The 18,932-nt window shown below is 64.1% G+C and carries 16 protein-coding genes and 12 tRNA genes; 24 read left to right on the top strand and 4 right to left on the bottom strand.

Features of this window, described 5'->3' with window-relative positions; translation table 11 throughout:
* Positions 1–10: 10 nt before the first annotated feature.
* Positions 11–610 (bottom strand): transcriptional regulator BetI, encoded by a 600-nt coding sequence (betI, locus tag ACR80S_RS06725; RefSeq protein WP_435402878.1) that lies wholly within the window; start codon positions 608–610, stop codon positions 11–13.
* A gap of 211 nt (positions 611–821) precedes the next feature.
* On the opposite strand from betI, the gene ACR80S_RS06720 reads away from it, so the two are divergent.
* The 4 genes from ACR80S_RS06720 (at position 822) to ACR80S_RS06705 (ending at position 1,379) form a co-directional block, all read left to right on the top strand.
* A tRNA-Met gene (locus ACR80S_RS06720) sits at positions 822–898 on the top strand.
* Positions 899–1,071: 173 nt separating this feature from the next.
* Positions 1,072–1,147 (top strand) — tRNA-Asn (locus ACR80S_RS06715).
* 37 nt (positions 1,148–1,184) lie between these two features.
* Positions 1,185–1,260, top strand: a tRNA-Asn gene (locus tag ACR80S_RS06710).
* Positions 1,261–1,303: 43 nt separating this feature from the next.
* Positions 1,304–1,379, top strand: a tRNA-Asn gene (locus tag ACR80S_RS06705).
* 147 nt (positions 1,380–1,526) lie between these two features.
* Here the strand turns inward: ACR80S_RS06705 and ACR80S_RS06700 are convergent.
* Positions 1,527–3,584 carry a carboxy terminal-processing peptidase gene (locus ACR80S_RS06700; protein ID WP_435402877.1) on the bottom strand — a complete coding sequence of 686 codons (2,058 nt, stop codon included), beginning with the start codon at positions 3,582–3,584 and terminating at the stop codon, positions 1,527–1,529.
* A 148-nt stretch (positions 3,585–3,732) separates the two neighbouring features.
* Here ACR80S_RS06700 and ACR80S_RS06695 point away from each other — a divergent pair, with 148 nt between their 5' ends.
* Positions 3,733–5,031 (top strand): M18 family aminopeptidase, encoded by a 1,299-nt coding sequence (locus ACR80S_RS06695; RefSeq protein ID WP_435402876.1) that lies wholly within the window; start codon positions 3,733–3,735, stop codon positions 5,029–5,031.
* Positions 5,032–5,247: 216 nt separating this feature from the next.
* On the opposite strand, the gene ACR80S_RS06690 is transcribed toward ACR80S_RS06695, so the two are convergent.
* Positions 5,248–5,324: transfer RNA gene (locus tag ACR80S_RS06690), tRNA-Met, on the bottom strand.
* A gap of 150 nt (positions 5,325–5,474) precedes the next feature.
* Here ACR80S_RS06690 and ACR80S_RS06685 point away from each other — a divergent pair.
* The 19 genes from ACR80S_RS06685 (at position 5,475) to ACR80S_RS06595 (ending at position 18,322) form a co-directional block, all read left to right on the top strand.
* Positions 5,475–5,550, top strand: a tRNA-Glu gene (locus tag ACR80S_RS06685).
* Positions 5,551–5,574: 24 nt separating this feature from the next.
* Positions 5,575–5,649: transfer RNA gene (locus tag ACR80S_RS06680), tRNA-Gly, on the top strand.
* A gap of 83 nt (positions 5,650–5,732) precedes the next feature.
* Positions 5,733–5,808: transfer RNA gene (locus ACR80S_RS06675), tRNA-Glu, on the top strand.
* 43 nt (positions 5,809–5,851) lie between these two features.
* Positions 5,852–5,926, top strand: a tRNA-Gly gene (locus tag ACR80S_RS06670).
* A gap of 83 nt (positions 5,927–6,009) precedes the next feature.
* Positions 6,010–6,085: transfer RNA gene (locus tag ACR80S_RS06665), tRNA-Glu, on the top strand.
* Between the two features lie 28 nt (positions 6,086–6,113).
* Positions 6,114–6,188, top strand: a tRNA-Gly gene (locus ACR80S_RS06660).
* A 202-nt stretch (positions 6,189–6,390) separates the two neighbouring features.
* Positions 6,391–7,353 carry an ABC transporter ATP-binding protein gene (locus ACR80S_RS06655; RefSeq protein WP_435402875.1) on the top strand — a complete coding sequence of 321 codons (963 nt, stop codon included), beginning with the start codon at positions 6,391–6,393 and terminating at the stop codon, positions 7,351–7,353.
* Positions 7,350–8,123, top strand: a complete 774-nt coding sequence (locus ACR80S_RS06650; protein WP_435402874.1) for an ABC transporter permease — start codon at positions 7,350–7,352, stop codon at positions 8,121–8,123. The genes ACR80S_RS06655 and ACR80S_RS06650 overlap by 4 nt, the downstream gene beginning before the upstream one ends.
* A complete protein-coding gene (gene queF, locus ACR80S_RS06645; protein ID WP_435402873.1) occupies positions 8,120–8,956 on the top strand; it encodes an NADPH-dependent 7-cyano-7-deazaguanine reductase QueF in 837 nt (278 codons plus the stop codon). Before ACR80S_RS06650 ends, queF begins: the two co-directional genes overlap by 4 nt.
* A gap of 77 nt (positions 8,957–9,033) precedes the next feature.
* Entirely contained in the window at positions 9,034–9,594 is a 561-nt protein-coding gene (locus tag ACR80S_RS06640; protein ID WP_435401415.1) for a nitroreductase family protein, read from the top strand.
* A 14-nt stretch (positions 9,595–9,608) separates the two neighbouring features.
* The gene (locus tag ACR80S_RS06635) at positions 9,609–10,142 is read left to right on the top strand and encodes a YiiD C-terminal domain-containing protein (RefSeq protein WP_435401416.1); all 534 of its coding nucleotides are present in this window, start codon (positions 9,609–9,611) and stop codon (positions 10,140–10,142) included.
* Positions 10,143–10,205: 63 nt separating this feature from the next.
* Positions 10,206–10,293, top strand: a tRNA-Ser gene (locus tag ACR80S_RS06630).
* 696 nt (positions 10,294–10,989) lie between these two features.
* Positions 10,990–11,640 carry a hypothetical protein gene (locus ACR80S_RS06625; protein WP_435401417.1) on the top strand — a complete coding sequence of 217 codons (651 nt, stop codon included), beginning with the start codon at positions 10,990–10,992 and terminating at the stop codon, positions 11,638–11,640.
* A complete protein-coding gene (locus ACR80S_RS06620; protein ID WP_435402872.1) occupies positions 11,637–12,074 on the top strand; it encodes a phage holin family protein in 438 nt (145 codons plus the stop codon). The genes ACR80S_RS06625 and ACR80S_RS06620 overlap by 4 nt, the downstream gene beginning before the upstream one ends.
* Positions 12,071–12,754 carry a DUF3618 domain-containing protein gene (locus ACR80S_RS06615; protein WP_435402871.1) on the top strand — a complete coding sequence of 228 codons (684 nt, stop codon included), beginning with the start codon at positions 12,071–12,073 and terminating at the stop codon, positions 12,752–12,754. Before ACR80S_RS06620 ends, ACR80S_RS06615 begins: the two co-directional genes overlap by 4 nt.
* A gap of 537 nt (positions 12,755–13,291) precedes the next feature.
* Positions 13,292–16,897, top strand: a complete 3,606-nt coding sequence (locus tag ACR80S_RS06610; RefSeq protein ID WP_435402870.1) for a putative bifunctional diguanylate cyclase/phosphodiesterase — start codon at positions 13,292–13,294, stop codon at positions 16,895–16,897.
* A 75-nt stretch (positions 16,898–16,972) separates the two neighbouring features.
* The gene (locus tag ACR80S_RS06605) at positions 16,973–17,755 is read left to right on the top strand and encodes an EAL domain-containing protein (RefSeq protein ID WP_435402869.1); all 783 of its coding nucleotides are present in this window, start codon (positions 16,973–16,975) and stop codon (positions 17,753–17,755) included.
* Between the two features lie 64 nt (positions 17,756–17,819).
* The gene (locus ACR80S_RS06600; protein WP_435402868.1) at positions 17,820–17,966 is read left to right on the top strand and encodes a hypothetical protein; all 147 of its coding nucleotides are present in this window, start codon (positions 17,820–17,822) and stop codon (positions 17,964–17,966) included.
* A complete protein-coding gene (locus tag ACR80S_RS06595; RefSeq protein WP_435402867.1) occupies positions 17,963–18,322 on the top strand; it encodes a GGDEF domain-containing protein in 360 nt (119 codons plus the stop codon). The genes ACR80S_RS06600 and ACR80S_RS06595 overlap by 4 nt, the downstream gene beginning before the upstream one ends.
* A gap of 120 nt (positions 18,323–18,442) precedes the next feature.
* Here the strand turns inward: ACR80S_RS06595 and ACR80S_RS06590 are convergent, their stop codons facing one another.
* On the bottom strand, positions 18,443–18,766 hold the full coding sequence (locus ACR80S_RS06590; RefSeq protein ID WP_435402866.1) for a hypothetical protein: 324 nt from the start codon (positions 18,764–18,766) through the stop codon (positions 18,443–18,445).
* Positions 18,767–18,932: the final 166 nt, after the last annotated feature.

Here is an 18,932-nt window from a genome sequence, read left to right as displayed (position 1 = left end):
GGGGCTCTCCTTAATCGGCGGAGGGGGTGGCGGTGAGCAGCTGGTCCAGGGTGGCCAGGGCCACCCGTCGTGCAGAATCGGCGTCCAGGCCCTCGGGGGTCAGGGCGCCGCGCAACCACAGGCCGTCGATCATGGCGGCCAGGGCGTGGGCAGCCCGGCGTGCCTCGGCACGAGGCATCAGACGGTGGAATTGGGCGCAGAGGTTCGAGTAGAGACGGCGGTCGTTGACCTGCTGCAGACGCTGTAGTGCCGGTTGGTGCATGCTGCTCGCCCAGAAGGCCAGCCAGGTCTTGGCCACGGGGCCGGTGACCTGGCTGCGATCGAAGTTGCCCTCGATGATGGCCCTCAGGTGCGCCCGGGGGCTGGCGGCGGCAATGCTGGCCCGGCGAGCAGCGACGGCGGCGCCCAGGTCGCTGAGGATCTGACGCATGGTCGCTTCCAGCAGGCCATCCTTGCCGCCGAAGTAGTGGCTGATGATGCCGGCGGAGACGCCGGCATGCCGTGCGATGCGCATGACGGTGGCATCGGCCAGGCCGACCTCATCGATGGCCGCCATGGTCGCCTTGATCAGCTGCTGGCGGCGGATGGGTTCCATTCCGACCTTGGGCACCTCGAGACCTCCTGTTCCAGGGCTAACTTGGCACCATGCCGTTGAGCATGATGGTAGAGTCACAGCCTGCCATTTTTTTATTGAACGTTCAATTAATATAAGGGCAGGGAAAGAGAGCTGGGCAAGAGGCCGTGACCGCAGGGGTTGCCAAGCGTTATAGGTCTCGGCATAATATGACCCCGTTGAAAGACACTACTCTGCCCGACGGCCTGGCTACGTAGCTCAGCTGGTTAGAGCACATCACTCATAATGATGGGGTCCCCTGTTCAAATCAGGGCGTAGCCACCAGACTCATCGGAACGCCCACTAGGTCCCATGCCAGGTGGGCGTTCTGCTATCTATACCCTGGGATGGCTGATGGTGCTCGGGACGGCTGGCTTCGGATGGTACCAGGGTTGAGCTCGATCCGGCCTTGACCTCCAGAAGCGAATCCGTATACTACGTCCCGTGTTCGATGCCGTTCCCGGATAGCTCAGTTGGTAGAGCAAGTGACTGTTAATCACTGGGTCGCAGGTTCGAGTCCTGCTCCGGGAGCCAACGACGCCTCGAACGCCATTGCTGTTAAGACCGTAATTCCTCGATAGCTCAGTTGGTAGAGCAAGTGACTGTTAATCACTGGGTCGCAGGTTCGAGTCCTGCTCGAGGAGCCATCAGCGGTTTTTCACCAATAGCCATCGCCCCTCTCTCTGTTGTTCCCGGATAGCTCAGTTGGTAGAGCAAGTGACTGTTAATCACTGGGTCGCAGGTTCGAGTCCTGCTCCGGGAGCCATCTCCAAGACATCTTCCTGATTCGATTCGCTGGTTGAGCTCGCTCGCCGGGGTCTGCGCGTGCCTGTTTCTCAGCGCGTCTACCTGTCGTGGCAAGAAAACGCCGCCCCGAGGGGCGGCGTGATGGCCTGCTGTAGCCCCGGGTGGCTCAGTGGCGGTTGGCCAGCCGGTATTCGTCACTGGTGAGGAGAGCGAAGTCCAGCAGGATATGGGCCGCCTCCTGCACCTGCACCTGTTCCACGGGCTCCTCGTCGCTCTCTTCGCCGCGGGCGTCGACCCACTCCTCCAGCAGGTCAAGGCCCAGGGCTCGGCGTCGCTGGTTCTCCAGGCTTAGCTGTTCGGCCTCCTGCTCTTCCACTTCGCGCTTGCGCTGCTCGCGGTTGAGGCTGACGCTGGTGGTCTGTTCGCGCAGGCGACGGTTGAGCTCCGCCTGCTGGGTCAGGTAGCGGAAGTTCGGGTGCTCCGCGACACGGCTATGGTGGCGGTCCTTGATGGACTCCAGGTGGCGCCACGGCTCGCCGTAGTGGCGGTACTGCACGGAGCGCACGGTGTCCCAGTCCAGGGCGTTGTCCAGGCTGCTCTCGCCGATCAGGTCCGGATCGATCAGGCTCGGGAAGATGATGTCCGGCTCCACGCCGCGGTGCTGGGTGCTGTCACCGGAAATGCGATAGAACTTGGCGCGGGTCAGCTTGATCTGGCCGTGGCTCAGATCGTTGAGGGTCTGCACCGTGCCCTTGCCGAAGGTCGGCGAGCCTACCACCAGGCCGCGGCCGTAGTCCTGAATGGCCCCCGCGAAGATCTCCGAGGCGGAGGCGGAGAGCCGATTGACCAGCACGCCCAGCGGGCCGTCATAGTGGGTTCCCGCGTCGGTGTCGCCGTAGAGGCTGATGCGGCCGCGGGCGTCGCGCACCTGGACGGTGGGGCCGCGGTCGATGAACAGCCCGAGCAGCGAGTTGGCCTCCTGCAGGGCGCCGCCGCCGTTATTGCGCAAATCGAGCACGATGCCCTCGATGTCTTCACCCTTGAGTCGCTCGATCTCGCGGGCCACGTCGCGGGTGGTGCTGCGAAAGTCCTCTTCCCCGGCCTGCCAGGCATCGAAGTCCACATAGAAGGTGGGGATCTTGATCACTCCGATGCGGTGCGGGCCATCGTCGCGCTCGATCTCGATCACCTTGCCCTGGGCCGCCTGGTCCTCGAGGTTCACGGTGTCGCGCGTGATCTCGATGATGCGCGAGCGGGTCATGTCCACCGCCTGGGCGGGCACCACGTCGAGGCGTACCACCGAGCCCTTGGGGCCGCGGATCAGGTCGACCACGTTGTCCAGGCGCATGCCCACCACGTTGACCATCTCGCCCTCGTCCTGGCCGACTGCCACGATGCGGTCGGCAGGCTCCAAGGCGCCTGCGCGCTCCGCCGGCCCGCCGGGCACCAGGCTGGCCACCTTGACGTACTCGCCGTCGGACTGCAGCAGGGCGCCGATGCCCTCCAGCGAGAGGCGCATCTGGATGTCGAAGGATTCGCCCTGGCGAGGGGAGAGGTATTCGCTGTGGGGGTCGATGCTGCCGGTCACCGCCGCCATGAAGAGGCCGAAGATGTCCTCCTCGTTGGTCTGGCGCACCCGGTTGAGCTGCCCCTCGTAGCGCTGGCGCAGGTTGGTCTCTACCTGCTCGAGATCCTGGCCGCTGATGGCCAGGGTCAGGGCAGCGTTCTTGAGACGCTTGAACCAGAGCTCATCGAGTTCATCGCGGCTCTCGGCCCAGGGGGCCTCGTCGCGGTCGATATCCAGGCGCAGGTCGCTGTCGTAGGTGAAGTCGAGGCCCTCGTCGAGGCTGGCCAGCAGCCACTCGAAGCGTGCCTCGGCGCGCTCGTGGTAGCGATGGTAGAGGGCATAGACGTCGTCCAGTTCGCCGTCGAAGAGCGCATCGTCGATGCGCCCTCCCAGGTGGCGGAAGTCGGCGACATCGCCGGCCAGCAGGAAGGCGCGCTGGCCGTCAAGGACATCCAGGTAGCGCTCAAAGGCCTGATGCGACCAGGTATCGTCCAGCTGGATGTCGGCGTAATGGCCGTAGCGCAGAGAGTCGGCGACTTCCACGGCCGCCTGGCGCTGGGCATCGGTGGGTTGCGGCTGCGCCAGGGCGACGCCGGCGACCAGCAGCAGGCCGGCCAGGATGGCGGCTGGACGTCCCAGGTGGGCAAGCAGGCTCATCAATGAAGCACTCCGGGTTTCATGTACACTCTTCCTAGACTCTTTTCAGGCTCACGAGTTGCGCGGGCCGAAAGAGCATTGTAGCAGCTTCCCCCGTCATCCCATGATACCTGTTGGTCTCCCACGACATCTGTTAGCAGAGGAATTCATGTCCCAGGACGATCTTGTCGAGCGCCTTCTCAACTTCCTGCGTCGCTCACCCACCCCCTGGCACGCCGTGGCCAGCATGGCGGCTCGGCTCGAGGCGGCGGGTTATCGCCGTCTCCACGAGTGCGAGCCCTGGCAGCTGGCGCCCGGCGAGAGGGTCTATGTGACCCGCAATGACTCCTCGATCATCGCCCTGCAGCTACCCGAGGGTGACCTGAGTGCGCTGCGCATGATCGGCGCCCACACCGACAGCCCTGGCCTGCGCCTCAAGCCCAGTGCGGCCCAGGCCAGTGCCGGCTGGCTGCAACTGGGGGTGGAGACCTACGGCGGCGTGCTGCTGGCGCCCTGGTACGATCGCGACCTCGGCCTGGCAGGGCGAATCCACGTACGCCATCCCGATGGGCGCCTGGAGGGGCTGCTGCTCAACGTCGAGCGCCCGGTGGCGATCATCCCCAGCCTGGCCATCCACCTGGATCGCGACGTCAATCAGGGGCGCCCGATCAACGCTCAGACCCAGATGGCGCCGGTGTTCCTGCAGGGCGGCGAGAATGCCGACCTCGAGCGCCTGCTCAAGGGCTGGATCGCCGATCAGCACGGCCTGGAGGGGGTGGAGCTGCTCGACTTCGAGCTCGGCTTACATGACATGCAGCCGCCGGCCCGCATCGGCGTGGCGGGAGAGCTGATCGCCAGCGCCCGGCTCGACAACCTGCTCTCCTGCTTCGCCGGGCTGGAGGCGCTGCTCGCCGCGGATGGCAGACAGGGTGTCGTGCTCGCGGCCAGCGACCATGAGGAGGTCGGGAGTGCCAGCGCCTGTGGCGCCCAGGGCCCCTTCCTCGGCGACGTGCTGCAGCGGGTGAGTGAGCGGCTCGGCGGGGACGATGAGGGCGCCTTCATCCGCCTGATCCAGGCATCGCGGATGATCTCCTGCGACAACGCCCATGCGCTTCATCCCAACTTCACCGACAAGCACGACGCGGCCCACGGGCCGGCACTTAACGGCGGGCCGGTGATCAAGGTCAACGCCAGCCAGCGCTATGCCACCAACAGCGCCACCGCGGCGATGTTTCGCGACCTGTGTCGCGAGGCCGAGGTGCCGGTGCAGACCTTCGTGACCCGCGCCGACATGGGCTGCGGCAGCACCATCGGACCGATCACCGCCACCGAGCTCGGCGTGCCGACCCTGGACGTGGGTGCGCCCCAGTGGGCTATGCACTCCATCCGTGAGACCGCGGGTGCCCGCGACGTGGAGTACCTGACCCGGGTGCTGACCGCCTTCTGCAACCGCGCTGAGCTGGCCTGAACGTCATGCGGGAGGCGCCGTGAGCCGCGCGGAGAAGAGGTCCTGCGCCAGGGCCGTCGTCGGTAGCCTACAATCGGTAGCCTACAAAGAGGTATACACGGCGCCTACTCGTCGGTCCGGCGCTTCGGGGCCTGCTCCCGGATGAGCCTCGAGCAGGGAGGACGTTAGAGACCATACGAAAAACCCGGCGCCATGGGCGCCGGGTTTTTCTTTGTATGGTGGCTACGCCCTGATTTGAACAGGGGACCCCATCATTATGAGTGATGTGCTCTAACCAGCTGAGCTACGTAGCCAGCGGCGCATACACTAGCCGCCATCGCTTTGGGTGTCAACTTCCTGATGTGGAAGGCATCGAGGGCTGACATAACACGGCATGGGAGACGCTTGACAGCCGCGGGGGCGCTCAGTAACATACGCGCCACCTCGACGAGCCGAGACATTGCGTCCCATTCGTCTAGTGGTCCAGGACACCGCCCTTTCACGGCGGTAACAGGGGTTCGAACCCCCTATGGGACGCCACTCGACTCAAACAGGTACCGGAGTGCGGGAATAGCTCAGTGGTAGAGCATCGCCTTGCCAAGGCGAGGGTCGGGAGTTCGAATCTCCTTTCCCGCTCCAAGACGCAAGACGCGGTATCGAGCCAAGGCTCGGGTCAGGATCTGGAACGCCAGCCCGGTCGAATCTCCTTTCCCGCTCCATGCGTCCCATTCGTCTAGTGGTCCAGGACACCGCCCTTTCACGGCGGTAACAGGGGTTCGAACCCCCTATGGGACGCCATTCAATCCGGTGCATGACAGGCAGTAGCAGTAGTGCGAGACCTGCGGGAATAGCTCAGTGGTAGAGCATCGCCTTGCCAAGGCGAGGGTCGGGAGTTCGAATCTCCTTTCCCGCTCCAAGACGTAAGACGCGGTATCGAGCCAAGGTTCGGGTCAGGATCTGGAACGCCAGCCCGGTCGAATCTCCTTTCCCGTTTCATGCGTCCCATTCGTCTAGTGGTCCAGGACACCGCCCTTTCACGGCGGTAACAGGGGTTCGAACCCCCTATGGGACGCCACCTCGCTCGCTCAAGCGGTACTCGACAAGCGGGAATAGCTCAGTGGTAGAGCACAACCTTGCCAAGGTTGGGGTCGCGAGTTCGAATCTCGTTTCCCGCTCCAATGTCAGTTACTAGCTTTAGACAAGATTGCAGTCACTAGCTTCCTCTTACTTTGATGATGTCTGCCAGCGTGCAGGCCTTTCTGCGTGTCTGACCGTCGGGCTCCTGCCAGCGGAGGCTTGAAGTCGCACGTCGCCGTCCCAATATCCTTATGCCTTTGCGGTATGCCCGCTCTCGAACCTCGAACCGACCAAGGATTGCCAATGGCCGAACCGGCTCTGTCCATCCGTGGCCTCACCAAGGTCTACGGCAATGGCTTCCAGGCCCTCAAGGGCATCGACCTCGACGTCGCCGAGGGCGACTTCTTCGCCCTGCTGGGCCCCAACGGCGCCGGCAAGTCCACCACCCTGGGGGTGGTCTGCTCGCTGGTGCAGAAGAGCGCCGGCAAGGTCTCGATCTTCGGCATCGATATCGACCGCGACTTCCCCCGCGCCAAGTATCACCTGGGCGTGGTGCCCCAGGAGTTCAACTTCAACCAGTTCGAGAGGGTCATCGACATCGTGTTGGCCCAGGCCGGCTACTACGGCATGCCGCGCCGCGAGGCGCAGCCCCGCGCCGAGCAGCTGCTGCGTGACCTCGGTCTGTGGGACAAGCGCAACGGCAGCGCGCGGATGCTCTCCGGCGGGATGAAGCGCCGACTGATGATCGCCAGGGCGCTGATGCACCGGCCCAGGCTGCTGATCCTTGACGAGCCCACCGCCGGCGTGGATATCGAATTGAGGCGCAGCATGTGGGAGTACATGCGCCGCATCAACCGCGAGGAGGGCACCACCATCATCCTCACCACCCACTACCTCGAGGAGGCCGAGAGCCTCTGCCGCAACGTGGCGATTATCAACCACGGTGAAATCATCCGGAACACCGGCGTGCGCGAGCTGCTCACCGAACTCGACACCGAGACCTTCCTGTTCGACCTGGCCCATCCGATCGAGGCCGCCCCCGGGATCGAGGGCTTCGAGGTCACCCGGGTCGATGCCGCCCAGCTGGCAGTGGCAGTGCATCGCGGCCAGCGGCTCAATGACATCTTCACCGCGCTGAGCGAGCAGGGACTCGAAGTCGTCTCCATGCGCAACCGCGCCAACCGGCTCGAGGAGATGTTCGTCACCATGGTGGAGCAGGGCAACGACGCCCGGGACAAGGCCGCCGACGCGGAGGCCCGCTCATGAATCCGATGCAGACCGCCATCGCCCTATGGACCCTGGTGATCAAGGAGATCAAGCGCTTCACGCGCATCTGGCCGCAGACCCTGCTGCCGCCCTCCATCACCATGACCATGTACTTCATCATCTTCGGCAACCTGATCGGTTCGCGCATCGGGGAGATGGACGGCTTCAGCTACATGGACTTCATCGTCCCCGGGCTGATCATGATGGCGGTGATCACCAACAGCTACTCGAACGTGGCATCATCCTTCTTCTCCAACAAGTTCCAGCGCTCCATCGAGGAGATGATGGTCTCGCCCATGCCCAACTGGGTGATTCTTGCCGGCTTCGTGCTGGGTGGCATGGCCCGTGGCCTCGGCGTCGGCCTGATCGTCACCGTCGTGTCGTTGTTCTTCACCCGCATTAGCGTGGCCCATCCGCTGCTCACGGTGGGTGTTGTGGTGCTCACCTCGGCGCTCTTCTCCATCGGCGGTTTCATCAACGCCCTGCTGGGCAAGAAGTTCGACGACATCTCCATCGTGCCGACCTTTATCCTCACGCCGCTGACCTACCTGGGCGGTGTCTTCTACTCGATCTCGCTGCTGCCGGCCTTCTGGCAAGGCGTGTCGATGCTCAATCCCATCCTCTACATGGTCAACGTCTTCCGCTACGGCTTTCTGGGCGTCTCCGACATCCCGGTGGGCTGGGCCCTGGCCGCCATCGTCACCTTCATCGCCGTGCTGTTCAGCGTCGCCCTGTGGATGCTGGAGCATGGCAAGGGGATTCGCTCATGAGTTACCCGCGTCCCGATGCCCTGACGGATGCCCCCTTGGGGCGCGAGTCCGCCTACCCGGAGCGCTATGACGCCACGCTGCTCTATCCCATTCCCCGCGCCGCCAATCGGGCGCCGCTGGGCATCGAGGCGGGCGCGCTCCCCTTTATTGGCGAGGACGAGTGGCATGCTTTCGAGGTCAGCTGGCTCAACGCCCGCGGCAAGCCGGTGGTGGCCGTGGCGCGCTTCCGCCTGCCGGCGGATTCGCCGAACCTGATCGAGTCCAAGTCCTGGAAACTCTACCTCAACGGCTTCAACCAAGCCCGCTTCGAGAGCCGCCAGGCGGTCATCGACACCCTGATGGCCGACCTCTCCCGGGCCACCGATGCCGTTGTGTCGGTGGAGCTGTTCGACGTCGACGACGAGACCCTCGCCCCGCGCCGCCTGCCCGGCGAGTGCCTGGATGACCTGGACATCGAGGTCAACGACTACACCCCCAGCGCCGAGACGCTGGCGGTGGGGGAGGAGGTCGTCGAGGAAGCGCTTTACTCCCACCTGCTCAAGTCCAACTGCCCGGTCACTGGCCAGCCCGACTGGGGCAGCGTGCTGATCCGCTACCGGGGGCCGCGGATCGATCGCGAGGGGCTCCTGCGCTACCTGATCGGCTACCGCCAGCACCAGGACTTCCACGAGCACTGCGTGGAGAACATCTTCGTCGACCTGGTGACGCGCTGCCGGCCCGAGCGGCTGCTGGTGCTGGCGCGCTACGTGCGGCGCGGCGGACTCGACATCAGCCCCTGGCGCGCCACTACCGGCGAACGCCCACCCGAGCCCCTTCGCCTGTCGAGGCAGTAGGGGCCGCACGACAGTCGTGCGGCCGGCTGCTACAGTCCCGTCATATCGTTTTTGAACCTTGCCGAGGAAGAGAGGCTATGGACGCGCTGACGCTGCTGCATGAACGCAGCTCCATGGGCAAGCTGATGGGGCCGCCGCCGAGCCCCGAACAGCTCGAGGCCATCTACCGGGCGGCCCTGCGCGCCCCGGACCACAAGGAGCTGCGCCCTTGGCGCTTCGTCGAGTTTTCCGGTGACGGTCTCTCGCGCCTGGGTGAGCTGTTCGCCGAAGCCGAGTATCGCGAAGACCCCCACGTCGGCGATACCGCCCTGGATGCCGCCCGCAAGAAGCCGCTGCGCGCGCCCATGGTCATCGCGGTGATCGCCCGGGTCACCCCGGACATGCCCAAGGTGCCGAAGATCGAGCAGGTGATCTCCGCGGGCTGTGCAGCCCATGGCATCCTGCTGGCGGCCCACGCGCTGGGACTCGGCGCCATGTGGCGCAGCGGCAAATATGCCTTCGACCCCACCGTCCGCAAGGGTCTGGGCCTTGAGGAAGATGACGAGGTGGTGGCCTTTATTTACCTGGGCCAGCTGGGCGGGCGTCACAAGCGCATTGCCGAGCATGACATCGACGTCTTCGTCGAACGCTGGCGCTGAGCGGAGGAGAGCAGATGCGCGAGATCGGCAACGCCCACCCGCGGCTCCCGCTCACCGTCCCGGGGCAGGAAGATGACCCGGTCCGCTTCCTGGCGTGGCTCATCGATGCGATCCCCATGGTCGAGCACCTGGGCATCCGCGAGATGAAGCCCGACGGTGAGCGCCTCACCTGGAGGCTTGACCTGACCCCCAGTCTCAACGACAAGGGCACCGGCTTTGGCGGTGCCCTCACCGCCCAGACCACCCTGCTGGGCTGGTGCTGGACGACCCTCTGGCTGCGCCGTCACAGCCTGGCTCGGGATGTCGTGGTCGCCGAGGCCAGTCAGCGCTTCATGGCGCCGGTCACCGCTGACTACCTCCTCGAGTGTGAACCGGAGGCAGAGAATGGCCCCGAGCGCCTCGCCGAGCAGCTTGCCCAGAATGGGCGCGGGCGCATCGCCCTGCGTCAGCGGCTCTGGTGCGGCGAGACCCTGTGCATGGAATCGCGCGGCGATTATGCGGTGCTTAGCGGCAGCCGAGCGGAAAACGTCTTGCAATCGAGCACTTGAGGCGATAGCATACGCGCCGTCCTCGAGGGAAAGGCAACGTCCTCCCCGACGGGTCAACAACGTGGAGGGGTGTCCGAGTGGTCGAAGGAGCACGCCTGGAAAGTGTGTAAGTCGAAAGGCTTCGAGGGTTCGAATCCCTCCCCCTCCGCCACTAATTTAAAAAAGCCGCTGAATTCAGCGGCTTTTTTTGGTTCTGGTAAGTTGGCCCACACCTAAGTCCATACCTTGCTCTTGGCTTCCTCTGAGCCGTTCAGGACTACTTGGATAAGCTTCCCCTACGAAGGCCTTGCCTCGGCCCTTCTCACAGGGGGCAGCACCTCTCCAGACCTGATCGTCCACTTACAAATCGTCGTACTGGTCATAAACGGTTACTTGCGACCTGTCGCAGTGCTGAGGTAGTGCTACCCATCTTTCAGAGGCGCTGCGAAGGCCCCAAACACTTACCTAGCGCCACCGAGATGAATGTGGCGGCTGATGGATGTCTTTCCGAGCTTGCTGCGAATCCGGGTCCCATATGACCAGTTTGCCCCGGTTCTGGGAATCCTGCTATTGCGTTTGGTAGCGCACAGACCCTATGACGAAACCTTGGAAAACTCAGTTTGGGTGCACGGCGATTGAAATGTGCTAGCCACGGAGATTTCCATGAGCAATCGTGCGATCTGTGTTGTTACTTCGACGGTTTTTCAAATAGTAGCGGTCCCGTCGATTACGATACGGAATACGCACTGTAATCCCTTGCTTACTCGTACCTCCGTGCATGGTGTTCTTCTGGCGAGCCTTTTCTGTAGACGTGTGAATCCGTAATCCATCAAGAGCGAGCATTCGACTGAATGCCGAGGAGGGTGTAATGACACCATCTAACTCAGATTCCAATCGCCGCAGCCCGGGCAGCTTGCCCGACGACGCCGGTATTGGGTCGCCGAAACAGAAAATAGAAGAAGATGTCCGCGATGCGAAGCGCGAAGTGGGCGCCGAAGCGCGCGAGAAGGTCGAAGCGGGCCAGCACCGTCTTGCGGATGAGGCAAACGCCCTGTCGGATGCCATCGACGCAGCAGCATCAAATCTCGACGATCAGGACCGCGAAGGCCTGGCGCGCTACGCGCGTGAGTTGAGCAGCAACCTAGCGAATGCGGCCGAACAACTCGAAGGCCGCAGCGTGGATGAACTGGCGAGCGATGCCAAGCGCCTGGCGCGGGACAATCCCGCCCTGTTCATGCTCGGCAGCATTGCAGTTGGCTTTGGCTTGTCGCGATTTTTCAAGGCGAGCGCTGAGCACGACCACCACGACGATGACAAAGCGAGTGCTGAGCAGAACCACCACGACGATGACAAGGCGAGCGCTGAGCAAGACGCTCAACACCGTTTCAAGAGTGAAGACACTTTTCGGGACCGCGCCGGTTCTTCTGACACGCCGGTGCAACCGCGCGAAAGGGACATGACAGAAACGTACGCGACATCGACTGCCCCGAGCAGCGGTGGCGGGAGGGACATGCCATGAAGCAGGAACACGAAACTGCGCAGGTTACACCGACGCCAACGGCGAACCGAGAACACAGTGCTGACTCGATTGCCGACTTGATTCGCAACCTGGCCACGGACCTGTCCACGCTGCTTGGCAAAGAGATCGAGCTGGCGAAATCTGAAGTCGGGGAATCCGTTTCGGAAGCGAAAACGGCAGTCGGCGCGATTGCGACGGGCGCTGCCATCGCCATGGCGGGGCTCGTTGTCCTGCTCATGAGTGCGGTTTACGGGCTCAGTAACGTTTTGGAACCTTGGCTCGCAGCGCTGATCGTCGGCGCGGTAGCCCTCCTGGTTGGTTTCCTGATGGTCGGTTCGGCCAAGAAAAAAATAAGCGCGAACTCGATCGTCCCCGAACGCACCCTGGAGTCCACGAAAAAAGATAAAGAAACATTGAAGAGGGCAACTCGATGAACAAGGCTACCGATACCCAAACCGATGACACTCGCCGCGACGACGATCGAGTAGAAGGGACGAAAAGTCCCGAACAGCTGGAGCGCGAAGTCGACCAGGCGCGTGCTCGCCTCGGCAGGACCGCGAGCGAGCTGTCCGATCGGCTTTCTCCCGGCGAACTCATCGACCAGGCGCTAGGGATGGCCCGCGAACACGGAGGAGAGTTTGGCCGCAATCTGGGCGCCCAGGTGAAGAACAACCCGATGCCGATGATACTCACCAGCATCGGCATCTCGTGGTTGATGATGTCGTCCGGCCACAATGGCGCTGCGCAAGCCCATGACACCTACAATAAGAACACAGGCAAGGACGGGCGCAGTCTCATGGATGCGTTTGGCGATACCGCCACGAAATCGCAGGACAAGGCCGCCGCGGCGGGCGATCGCATGCACGGTGCAAGCGCGAACGTGAAGGAGTCGGCGCAGAACGCCCGGGAAGGCCTGGTGCAGTTCTATCGTGATCAACCGCTGATCGCGGGAAGCCTCGGCATCGCTATCGGCGCTGCCCTGGGTGCGCTGGTACCGACGACTGAGATCGAGGACGATATGCTCGGGGAGGCGAGAGATCGCAGCGTCAATGCCGCAAAGTCCGAAGCCGCAAGGAAGTACGACGAAGTTCGCGAGTCGGCGCGGTCGGAATAAACCGCTTCTGAGGCAGGTACCGCTCAGGGACGATCGCGAAGCGCCCAACGGCGTGAACATCAAGCATCCGGACGACAACATAAAGGGCCGTTAGTCTTTATCGGCTACGACCATGAGGACCACAGGCTAAGGTGGCCATGATCGCCTCGCACTCGTGACGCCCCATTGGCGTCAACGGCCCAACGAACGTTTATGCCAAGGCTGGCGGTTCAACCCGCTGCTCGGCAGCAGCGTGTTGCTGGTCAGCGGCTCTTGGACGGCTGCTGGCTGGAGCGTGATCATCTGCAGGGCCGCCCCCTGGACGCCTGGGGCATTTGAGCTTGGCAATCCTCCTCCTCTTGATCCTCTCGCGGAGTCTCCTTGCTTGACTGGACCGCCGATCGATCGGTTTTCAGCGCTCATCATCCTTTATGGCACCTCTGACCACGATGTGGGCTACTCTGTTACGTTCGCTTGCGCCAGAATGGCAACCTGATTTTTATGGTACTTCGCGCGGCGGACTTGCCAGCGTGGTGCACGCGAATCCAAGGAGGGTTCATGCCAACGACCACCCGTCACCTGATGATGGACAGCCTGCTGCTGCTGATGGCGGCCACCTTCATCATCGTGGGAATCAACGGGCTGGTGCTGGGCTGGCTGACACTGGTCTATTCCCCACTTCATCTGCTGCTGGTCGCTGACGGCTTCATGGCGCTGGCGCTGGGGGGGGTGGGCCTGATGACGTTGCTGGCCGGCTGGACAGGCGCTCGGCTACTCGCCGGGGGGCTGCTGAGCGTCCTGTTGCTGAATACCCTGGCCCAGGCGCTGCTGGTCCCCATGGGTGTCATGGCGGCCGGCGTCGAGCCGCGGCTGGGCGTCCTGCCGGCTCTGCTGCTGTTGCCGATAGCGCAGTGTCTGCTGCTGGGCAGGCCCGGTGGTCGCTATCGCTGGCTGTGGGTGTCATGGGGGGTGCTGCTGGTGGGGGGCGGGCTGTTTTCCCTTCTGGCGGTCGTTCCCACGCTTCGCCCCTGGCTCATGGCTCGTTTCGACGCTCCGCAGCTGTCAGCGCTGGCAATGACGGGGCTGCTGGGTCTGGGAGTGGTCGTGGCCGGGCTGCGCGGTGACCGGCCGCTTCAACTGGGTCGGTGGGCGGTGTCGATCGGCCTTGCCGGGGTCCTCGTCAGCAGCCTGGCCTGGGGTCTGCTCAGCTGGCAGCAGGAAGCGTCCCTCAACCGTCAGGCAGCCTACCTGCTCGATAACATTCAGCTCAATGCCGAGCAAGTCATGGTGTCGAGGTTGACCCTGATGCGGCGCATGGCCGAGCGCCTGGATGCCGGGGGTGGCGAGCTCGACCCGGCGGTGCTTCAGCGTGATCTGGACAGCTACTTGCAGGACGCCGCCAGCCTGAAGGCGGTCGGCCTGTATCGGCCCGATGCCGGATGGACCTGGCTGGACGGCGGCGACCGTGCGAGCGAGGCCTTCCTGGCCGCGCAGGTTCACCTGCCACAGGTGCGCGAGTGGCTGGGCCTCGATCTGGGCCAGCCACGCCTGTCCCTTCCCGAGCCGGAGAGCCCGGATCTGGCCCTGATGGCCATCGATGTGCCGGCGAGCGGTCAGCTGCTGCTGAGCCTGTTTGATCTCTCCGGGCTGCTCTCCAATGAGCTGCGCCTGCAGCTCGGGCTCTATCGCGTCGTGATCCTGCGTCACGGCGAGCCGATGCTGGAGCTGCGGCAGTCGGGCATCGGCCAGCGGGAGGCCGAGGGTGTCTTCGTCAATCACCTGCTGCATCGGAGGCACATCGGCCTGCCCGGCGGCCCCATGCTGACCCTGGAGGCCTATCCCGGCACCCAGCACGATTGGCTGCTGGCCGGCCTGATGCCGGTGGGTGTCGCCAGTGGCGGGCTGGTGCTGAGCGGCATGCTGGTGTTCAGCCTGGCGCTGGCTGGGCAGCTGCTGGGCCGCACTCGGACCCTGGGTGAGGTCCGCCAGCAGCTCGAGGAGCAGCAGGCCGTGCAGACCCGCATCGTCCGCGAGGAGCCGCTGGAGGGTATCCTGGCGGCCATCTGCCGCATGCTGGAGCAGCAGGTGCCGGGTTCGGTCACTTCGATCATGCTGGTCAACGAAAAGGCCACTGCCCTGGAACTGATGGCCGGTGATCGCCTGCCCCGGGCCTATCGGGCGGCGGTAACGACGCTGGAGATTGGCCCGGGCATCGGCGCCTGCGGCAGTGCTGCCTATTTCGGCGAGACGGTGATCTGCGAGGACCTGGCCGAGGACCCTCGCTGGAGCAGCTACCGTGAGTTGGCGCTGGCTGAAGGCCTGCGCGCCTGTTGGTCGGTGCCGATCCTGGGCAGCGATGGACGGGTGCTCGGCACCTTCGGCACCTACCTGACACAGCCGCAGTCGCCCGATGCGGCAACCCGCCTGCTGCTCAGCAAGGCAGCCGACCTGGCGGCCCTGGCGGTGGAACGCCACCAGAGCCGCCGCGACCTTCGGCTGCTGGAGCGCAGCGTCGAAGGCAGCATCAACGGGGTGGTGATCGCCGACGCTGATCGGCCGGATGTGCCCATCATCTACGTCAATCCTGCCTTCCAGCGCATGACCGGTTACGCCAAGGAGGAAGTGCTGGGGCGTAACTGCCGTTTCCTGCAGGGTCCTGAGACCGCCCCGTCCGCCGTGGAGTGCATTCGTCAGCAGCTATCGCGGGGAGAGGACGTGCACGTCACCCTGCTCAACTATCGCAAGGACGGCACGCCGTTTTGGAACGATCTCTACATCACCCCGGTGCGCGATGCCCAGGAGAGGGTCACCCACTATGTGGGCATGCAGAACGATGTTTCCGAGCAGAAGACCTATGAGTCCCAACTGGCCCACAACGCCAGCCATGATGCCCTGACGGGGCTCGCCAATCGCAGCCTCTTCGAGGACCGCCTCGAGCATGACGTGGCGCTCACGGTCCGTCGCCAGGAGCGGCTGGCGGTGCTGTTCGTCGACCTCGACGACTTCAAGCCGATCAACGACACCCTCGGCCACGCGGTGGGCGACGATGTCCTGTGCGAGGTGGCCCGGCGGCTGCAGGCCGCGGTACGGCCCGGCGATACCCTGGCGCGCATGGGCGGCGACGAGTTCGTGCTGTTGATGACCGACGTGACCCGGGAAGAACAGGTGCTGGCCCTGGTGGAGCGGCTGATGCTGGAGATCTCGAGGCCCTACCTGATCAACGACCATGAGCTCTACCTGACCTGCAGCGTGGGCATCGCCCTGAGCGAACCGACCATGGCGGACCCCCGGGAGCTGATCCAGCAGGCCGACATGGCCATGTACAAGGCCAAGCAGCAGGGACGCAACGCCTATCACTGGTTCACCCAGGAGATCAACCAGCAACTAGGCGAGCGAGTCACGCTTCGCAATGACCTGCAGGAGGCCATCGCCTCCGGCAGGATGGAGCTTCACTACCAGCCCCTGATGGCCCGCGATGGCACCCTGGCCGGCGTCGAGGCACTGCTGCGCTGGAACCACCCCCAGCGCGGCTATGTCTCCCCCGAGGTGTTCATTCCCCTGGCGGAATCCACCGGGCAGATCATACCGCTCAGCCGCTGGGTGCTGGAGCGCGCCTGCGCGGACATGGTCGCTCTGGGTCAGCAGGGGGCAGGCAGGGTAAAGGTGGCGGTCAACCTGTCGCCGCTGCAGTTTCATCGGCCGAGCTTCCTGGCCACCCTGCGCCAGGTGCTTCAGCAGTCGGGGCTGCCGGCAGAGCAGCTCGAACTGGAGCTGACCGAGGGCATCCTCATGGACAATACCGAATCGGCCATCGATATCCTGCATGCACTGCGTGGCATGCACATTGGCGTGTCCATCGATGATTTCGGCACCGGATACTCTAGCCTCAGCTATTTGCGGCACCTGCCCATCAGCAAGGTGAAGATCGACCGCAGTTTCATCAACGAAGTCACCACCAATCCCCATGATGCGGCCATCGTGCAGGGTATGATCTCTATGGCCGGCCACCTGGGGCTTCAGGTGGTGGCCGAGGGTGTCGAGACGGAAGAACAGCGTCATCAGCTGGAAGCCTGGGGATGCGATATCTTCCAAGGTTTTCTGCTGGCTCGGCCGATGCCGCTGGAGGCCCTTTCGCGCTTTATCGTTGCGCGCATGCCGGCTTGATGGATAACGAAGCAGAGGCCACTCGGTGCCGATAAGACAACAGGTGCCGAGGGACAAGAGACTAGCGGGGGAAAGATGAAGCACTGTGCGCGGGTGGATGGCCACTGCGGTCGCTGTGAGGGCGACTTGCCCTTCGAGTTCACCATGGCCTTTCAGCCTATCATTGACCTGGCGTCCGCCCGGATCACCACCTATGAGGCCCTGGTGCGGGGGCCGAACGGCGAATCCGCCTGGAGCGTGCTCTCCCAGGTCACCGGCGAGCTACTCTATCGTTTTGACCAGGCCTGCCGGGTCCGGGCGATCGAGATGGCCAGTGCACTGGACATGCAGGAGCGCCTCTCCATCAACTTCCTGCCCAATGCCGTCTATGAGCCCGAGGCCTGCATCCAGGCGACCCTGGACGTCTCCCGGCGGGTGGGCTGGCCCACCGACCGGCTCGTCTTCGAGTTCACCGAGACCGAGAGGGTAACCGACCAGGGCCATCTCAAGCGGATCATCGACAGTTACCGCATGATGGGCTTTACCACGGCGCTGGATGATTTTGGCAATGGCTACGCCAACCTGGACCTGCTGACCGAGCTCGAGCCGGACAAGCTCAAGATCGATCGTCAGCTGGTGATGGGCTGTGACCAGGACAGGCGCCGTCAGGCGCTGCTGCGGGCGGTGCATGGCCTGGCCAGGGAGTTGGGACTCGAGGTGATTGCCGAAGGGGTGGAAACCCGGGAAGAGGCGCTCTGGCTGGCGCATGTCGGCATTACCCGCCAGCAGGGCTTCTTCTACGCCAGGCCGGCGGTCGCCGCCCTGGCGCAAGACCTGGGGCCGCGACTGCGCGAACTGCGGCGCGCGATGCGGGAGTGAGACCCTGCCTTCGGCTGTTGTTCCGTTGCCTGTATTCCCTTGCCCGATAACCGGAGGACTCCTCATGACGCGCCATGCCCAGCGAGTCGCGGCCATGCTGTCGCGCCTGGAAGACGCCCCGGTGGTGAGCACGCGGCTGGAAGCGGTGATCCGCCCGCGCTGCGCCTGCTGGAAGACATCACCGGGCTGCACTCGACCTGCTTCACGGTGATCGATGAGGTCGGCCAGGTGCAGGCCGCGGCCGATGGGCAGCAGCTGCACGTGGCCTTCATCGACCTGGATGGCTTCAAGGCCATCAACGATCGCTTTGGGCACGACGCCGGCGATCGCTTCCTGATCGAAATGGCCCCGCGCCTGGTGGCGGGTTGCCGAGCCGATGACCTGGTGGCCTGCTACGGGGGCCAGCGTGGGTCATCGCCACCTCGCCGGACCAGCACGACAGGGACGCCATCCTGCAGCTCTGCGATGCGGCGATGTACGAGCGCAAGCAGGCGCGGCGCAGGGGCGCCCAGGCGGCTCCTGCCGTGCCAGGGCGGTGACATCCGATCAGTGACACCTGGTGAGTGAACCCTGGCCAGTCAGTTCAGGCCAGCCTGGCAAGTTCCGCCCAGCAAGATCAGGCCAGCAGGCCGGACTCCAAGAGGAAGGCAGAGCGGCTTGGAGAAGAAGCCGCTGCCCACTTACGCCTTACTCCTCATCCTCGACGAACCGGTCGGGCAGGTTCTCGTCGCTGCCGGCTAGGCCGAAGGTGGCGCGGGGCGGGTCGAAGTCCTCCTGTTCGCCGATGACCTCGCCCATCGTCGAGATGACGAGGCTGCGCTTGTCCGCATGGCAGTAGTGGTAGCGCTTGATCTCGCCCCAGGTGACCAGCTTGCCGCCGCTCTGCTGCCTATGGTCGCGGGCCTTCTGGCAGGCCGTGGCCAGGCGCTCCTCCCAGGGCAGTCGCCAGAAGTCGATGGGAAAAGGCAGCCGTCGGAAGTGCTCGGTGAAGGCCATGGAGAAGATCGGCATGCCGGGGCGCGTACATAATCCGTATCGGCGAACAGCCAGTGACGGGTGGCCTGACGGCCGAAAAAATCGAATCCCGCTTTGCATGAGCTGAAGCGGGCCTCTGGCGTTTCTTAAGCTGAATTTGTAGAGCGCCCGCAAGCTGGGAATTCAAATCGGCGCTTCGATG

The sequence above is a fragment of the Halomonas salsilacus genome (genome assembly GCF_051216275.1).
GTDB lineage: Bacteria > Pseudomonadota > Gammaproteobacteria > Pseudomonadales > Halomonadaceae > Halomonas.
The sequence above is the reverse complement of the archived record's forward strand: the minus strand, read 5'-3'. Positions and strand labels throughout refer to the sequence as shown.

Excerpts from the sequence above, each read along its gene's own strand:
- ACR80S_RS06620 (WP_435402872.1), top strand. The coding sequence starts at position 11,637 with ATGAAGCAGGAACACGAAACTGCGCAGGTTACACCGACGCCAACGGCG.
- ACR80S_RS06615 (WP_435402871.1), top strand. The coding sequence starts at position 12,071 with ATGAACAAGGCTACCGATACCCAAACCGATGACACTCGCCGCGACGAC.
- ACR80S_RS06695 (WP_435402876.1), top strand. The coding sequence starts at position 3,733 with ATGTCCCAGGACGATCTTGTCGAGCGCCTTCTCAACTTCCTGCGTCGC.
- ACR80S_RS06655 (WP_435402875.1), top strand. The coding sequence starts at position 6,391 with ATGGCCGAACCGGCTCTGTCCATCCGTGGCCTCACCAAGGTCTACGGC.
- ACR80S_RS06700 (WP_435402877.1), bottom strand. The coding sequence starts at position 3,584 with ATGAGCCTGCTTGCCCACCTGGGACGTCCAGCCGCCATCCTGGCCGGC.
- ACR80S_RS06625 (WP_435401417.1), top strand. The coding sequence starts at position 10,990 with ATGACACCATCTAACTCAGATTCCAATCGCCGCAGCCCGGGCAGCTTG.
- ACR80S_RS06635 (WP_435401416.1), top strand. The coding sequence starts at position 9,609 with ATGCGCGAGATCGGCAACGCCCACCCGCGGCTCCCGCTCACCGTCCCG.
- queF (WP_435402873.1), top strand. The coding sequence starts at position 8,120 with ATGAGTTACCCGCGTCCCGATGCCCTGACGGATGCCCCCTTGGGGCGC.
- ACR80S_RS06610 (WP_435402870.1), top strand. The coding sequence starts at position 13,292 with ATGCCAACGACCACCCGTCACCTGATGATGGACAGCCTGCTGCTGCTG.
- ACR80S_RS06605 (WP_435402869.1), top strand. The coding sequence starts at position 16,973 with ATGAAGCACTGTGCGCGGGTGGATGGCCACTGCGGTCGCTGTGAGGGC.
- ACR80S_RS06640 (WP_435401415.1), top strand. The coding sequence starts at position 9,034 with ATGGACGCGCTGACGCTGCTGCATGAACGCAGCTCCATGGGCAAGCTG.
- ACR80S_RS06650 (WP_435402874.1), top strand. The coding sequence starts at position 7,350 with ATGAATCCGATGCAGACCGCCATCGCCCTATGGACCCTGGTGATCAAG.
- ACR80S_RS06590 (WP_435402866.1), bottom strand. The coding sequence starts at position 18,766 with ATGCCGATCTTCTCCATGGCCTTCACCGAGCACTTCCGACGGCTGCCT.
- ACR80S_RS06600 (WP_435402868.1), top strand. The coding sequence starts at position 17,820 with ATGACGCGCCATGCCCAGCGAGTCGCGGCCATGCTGTCGCGCCTGGAA.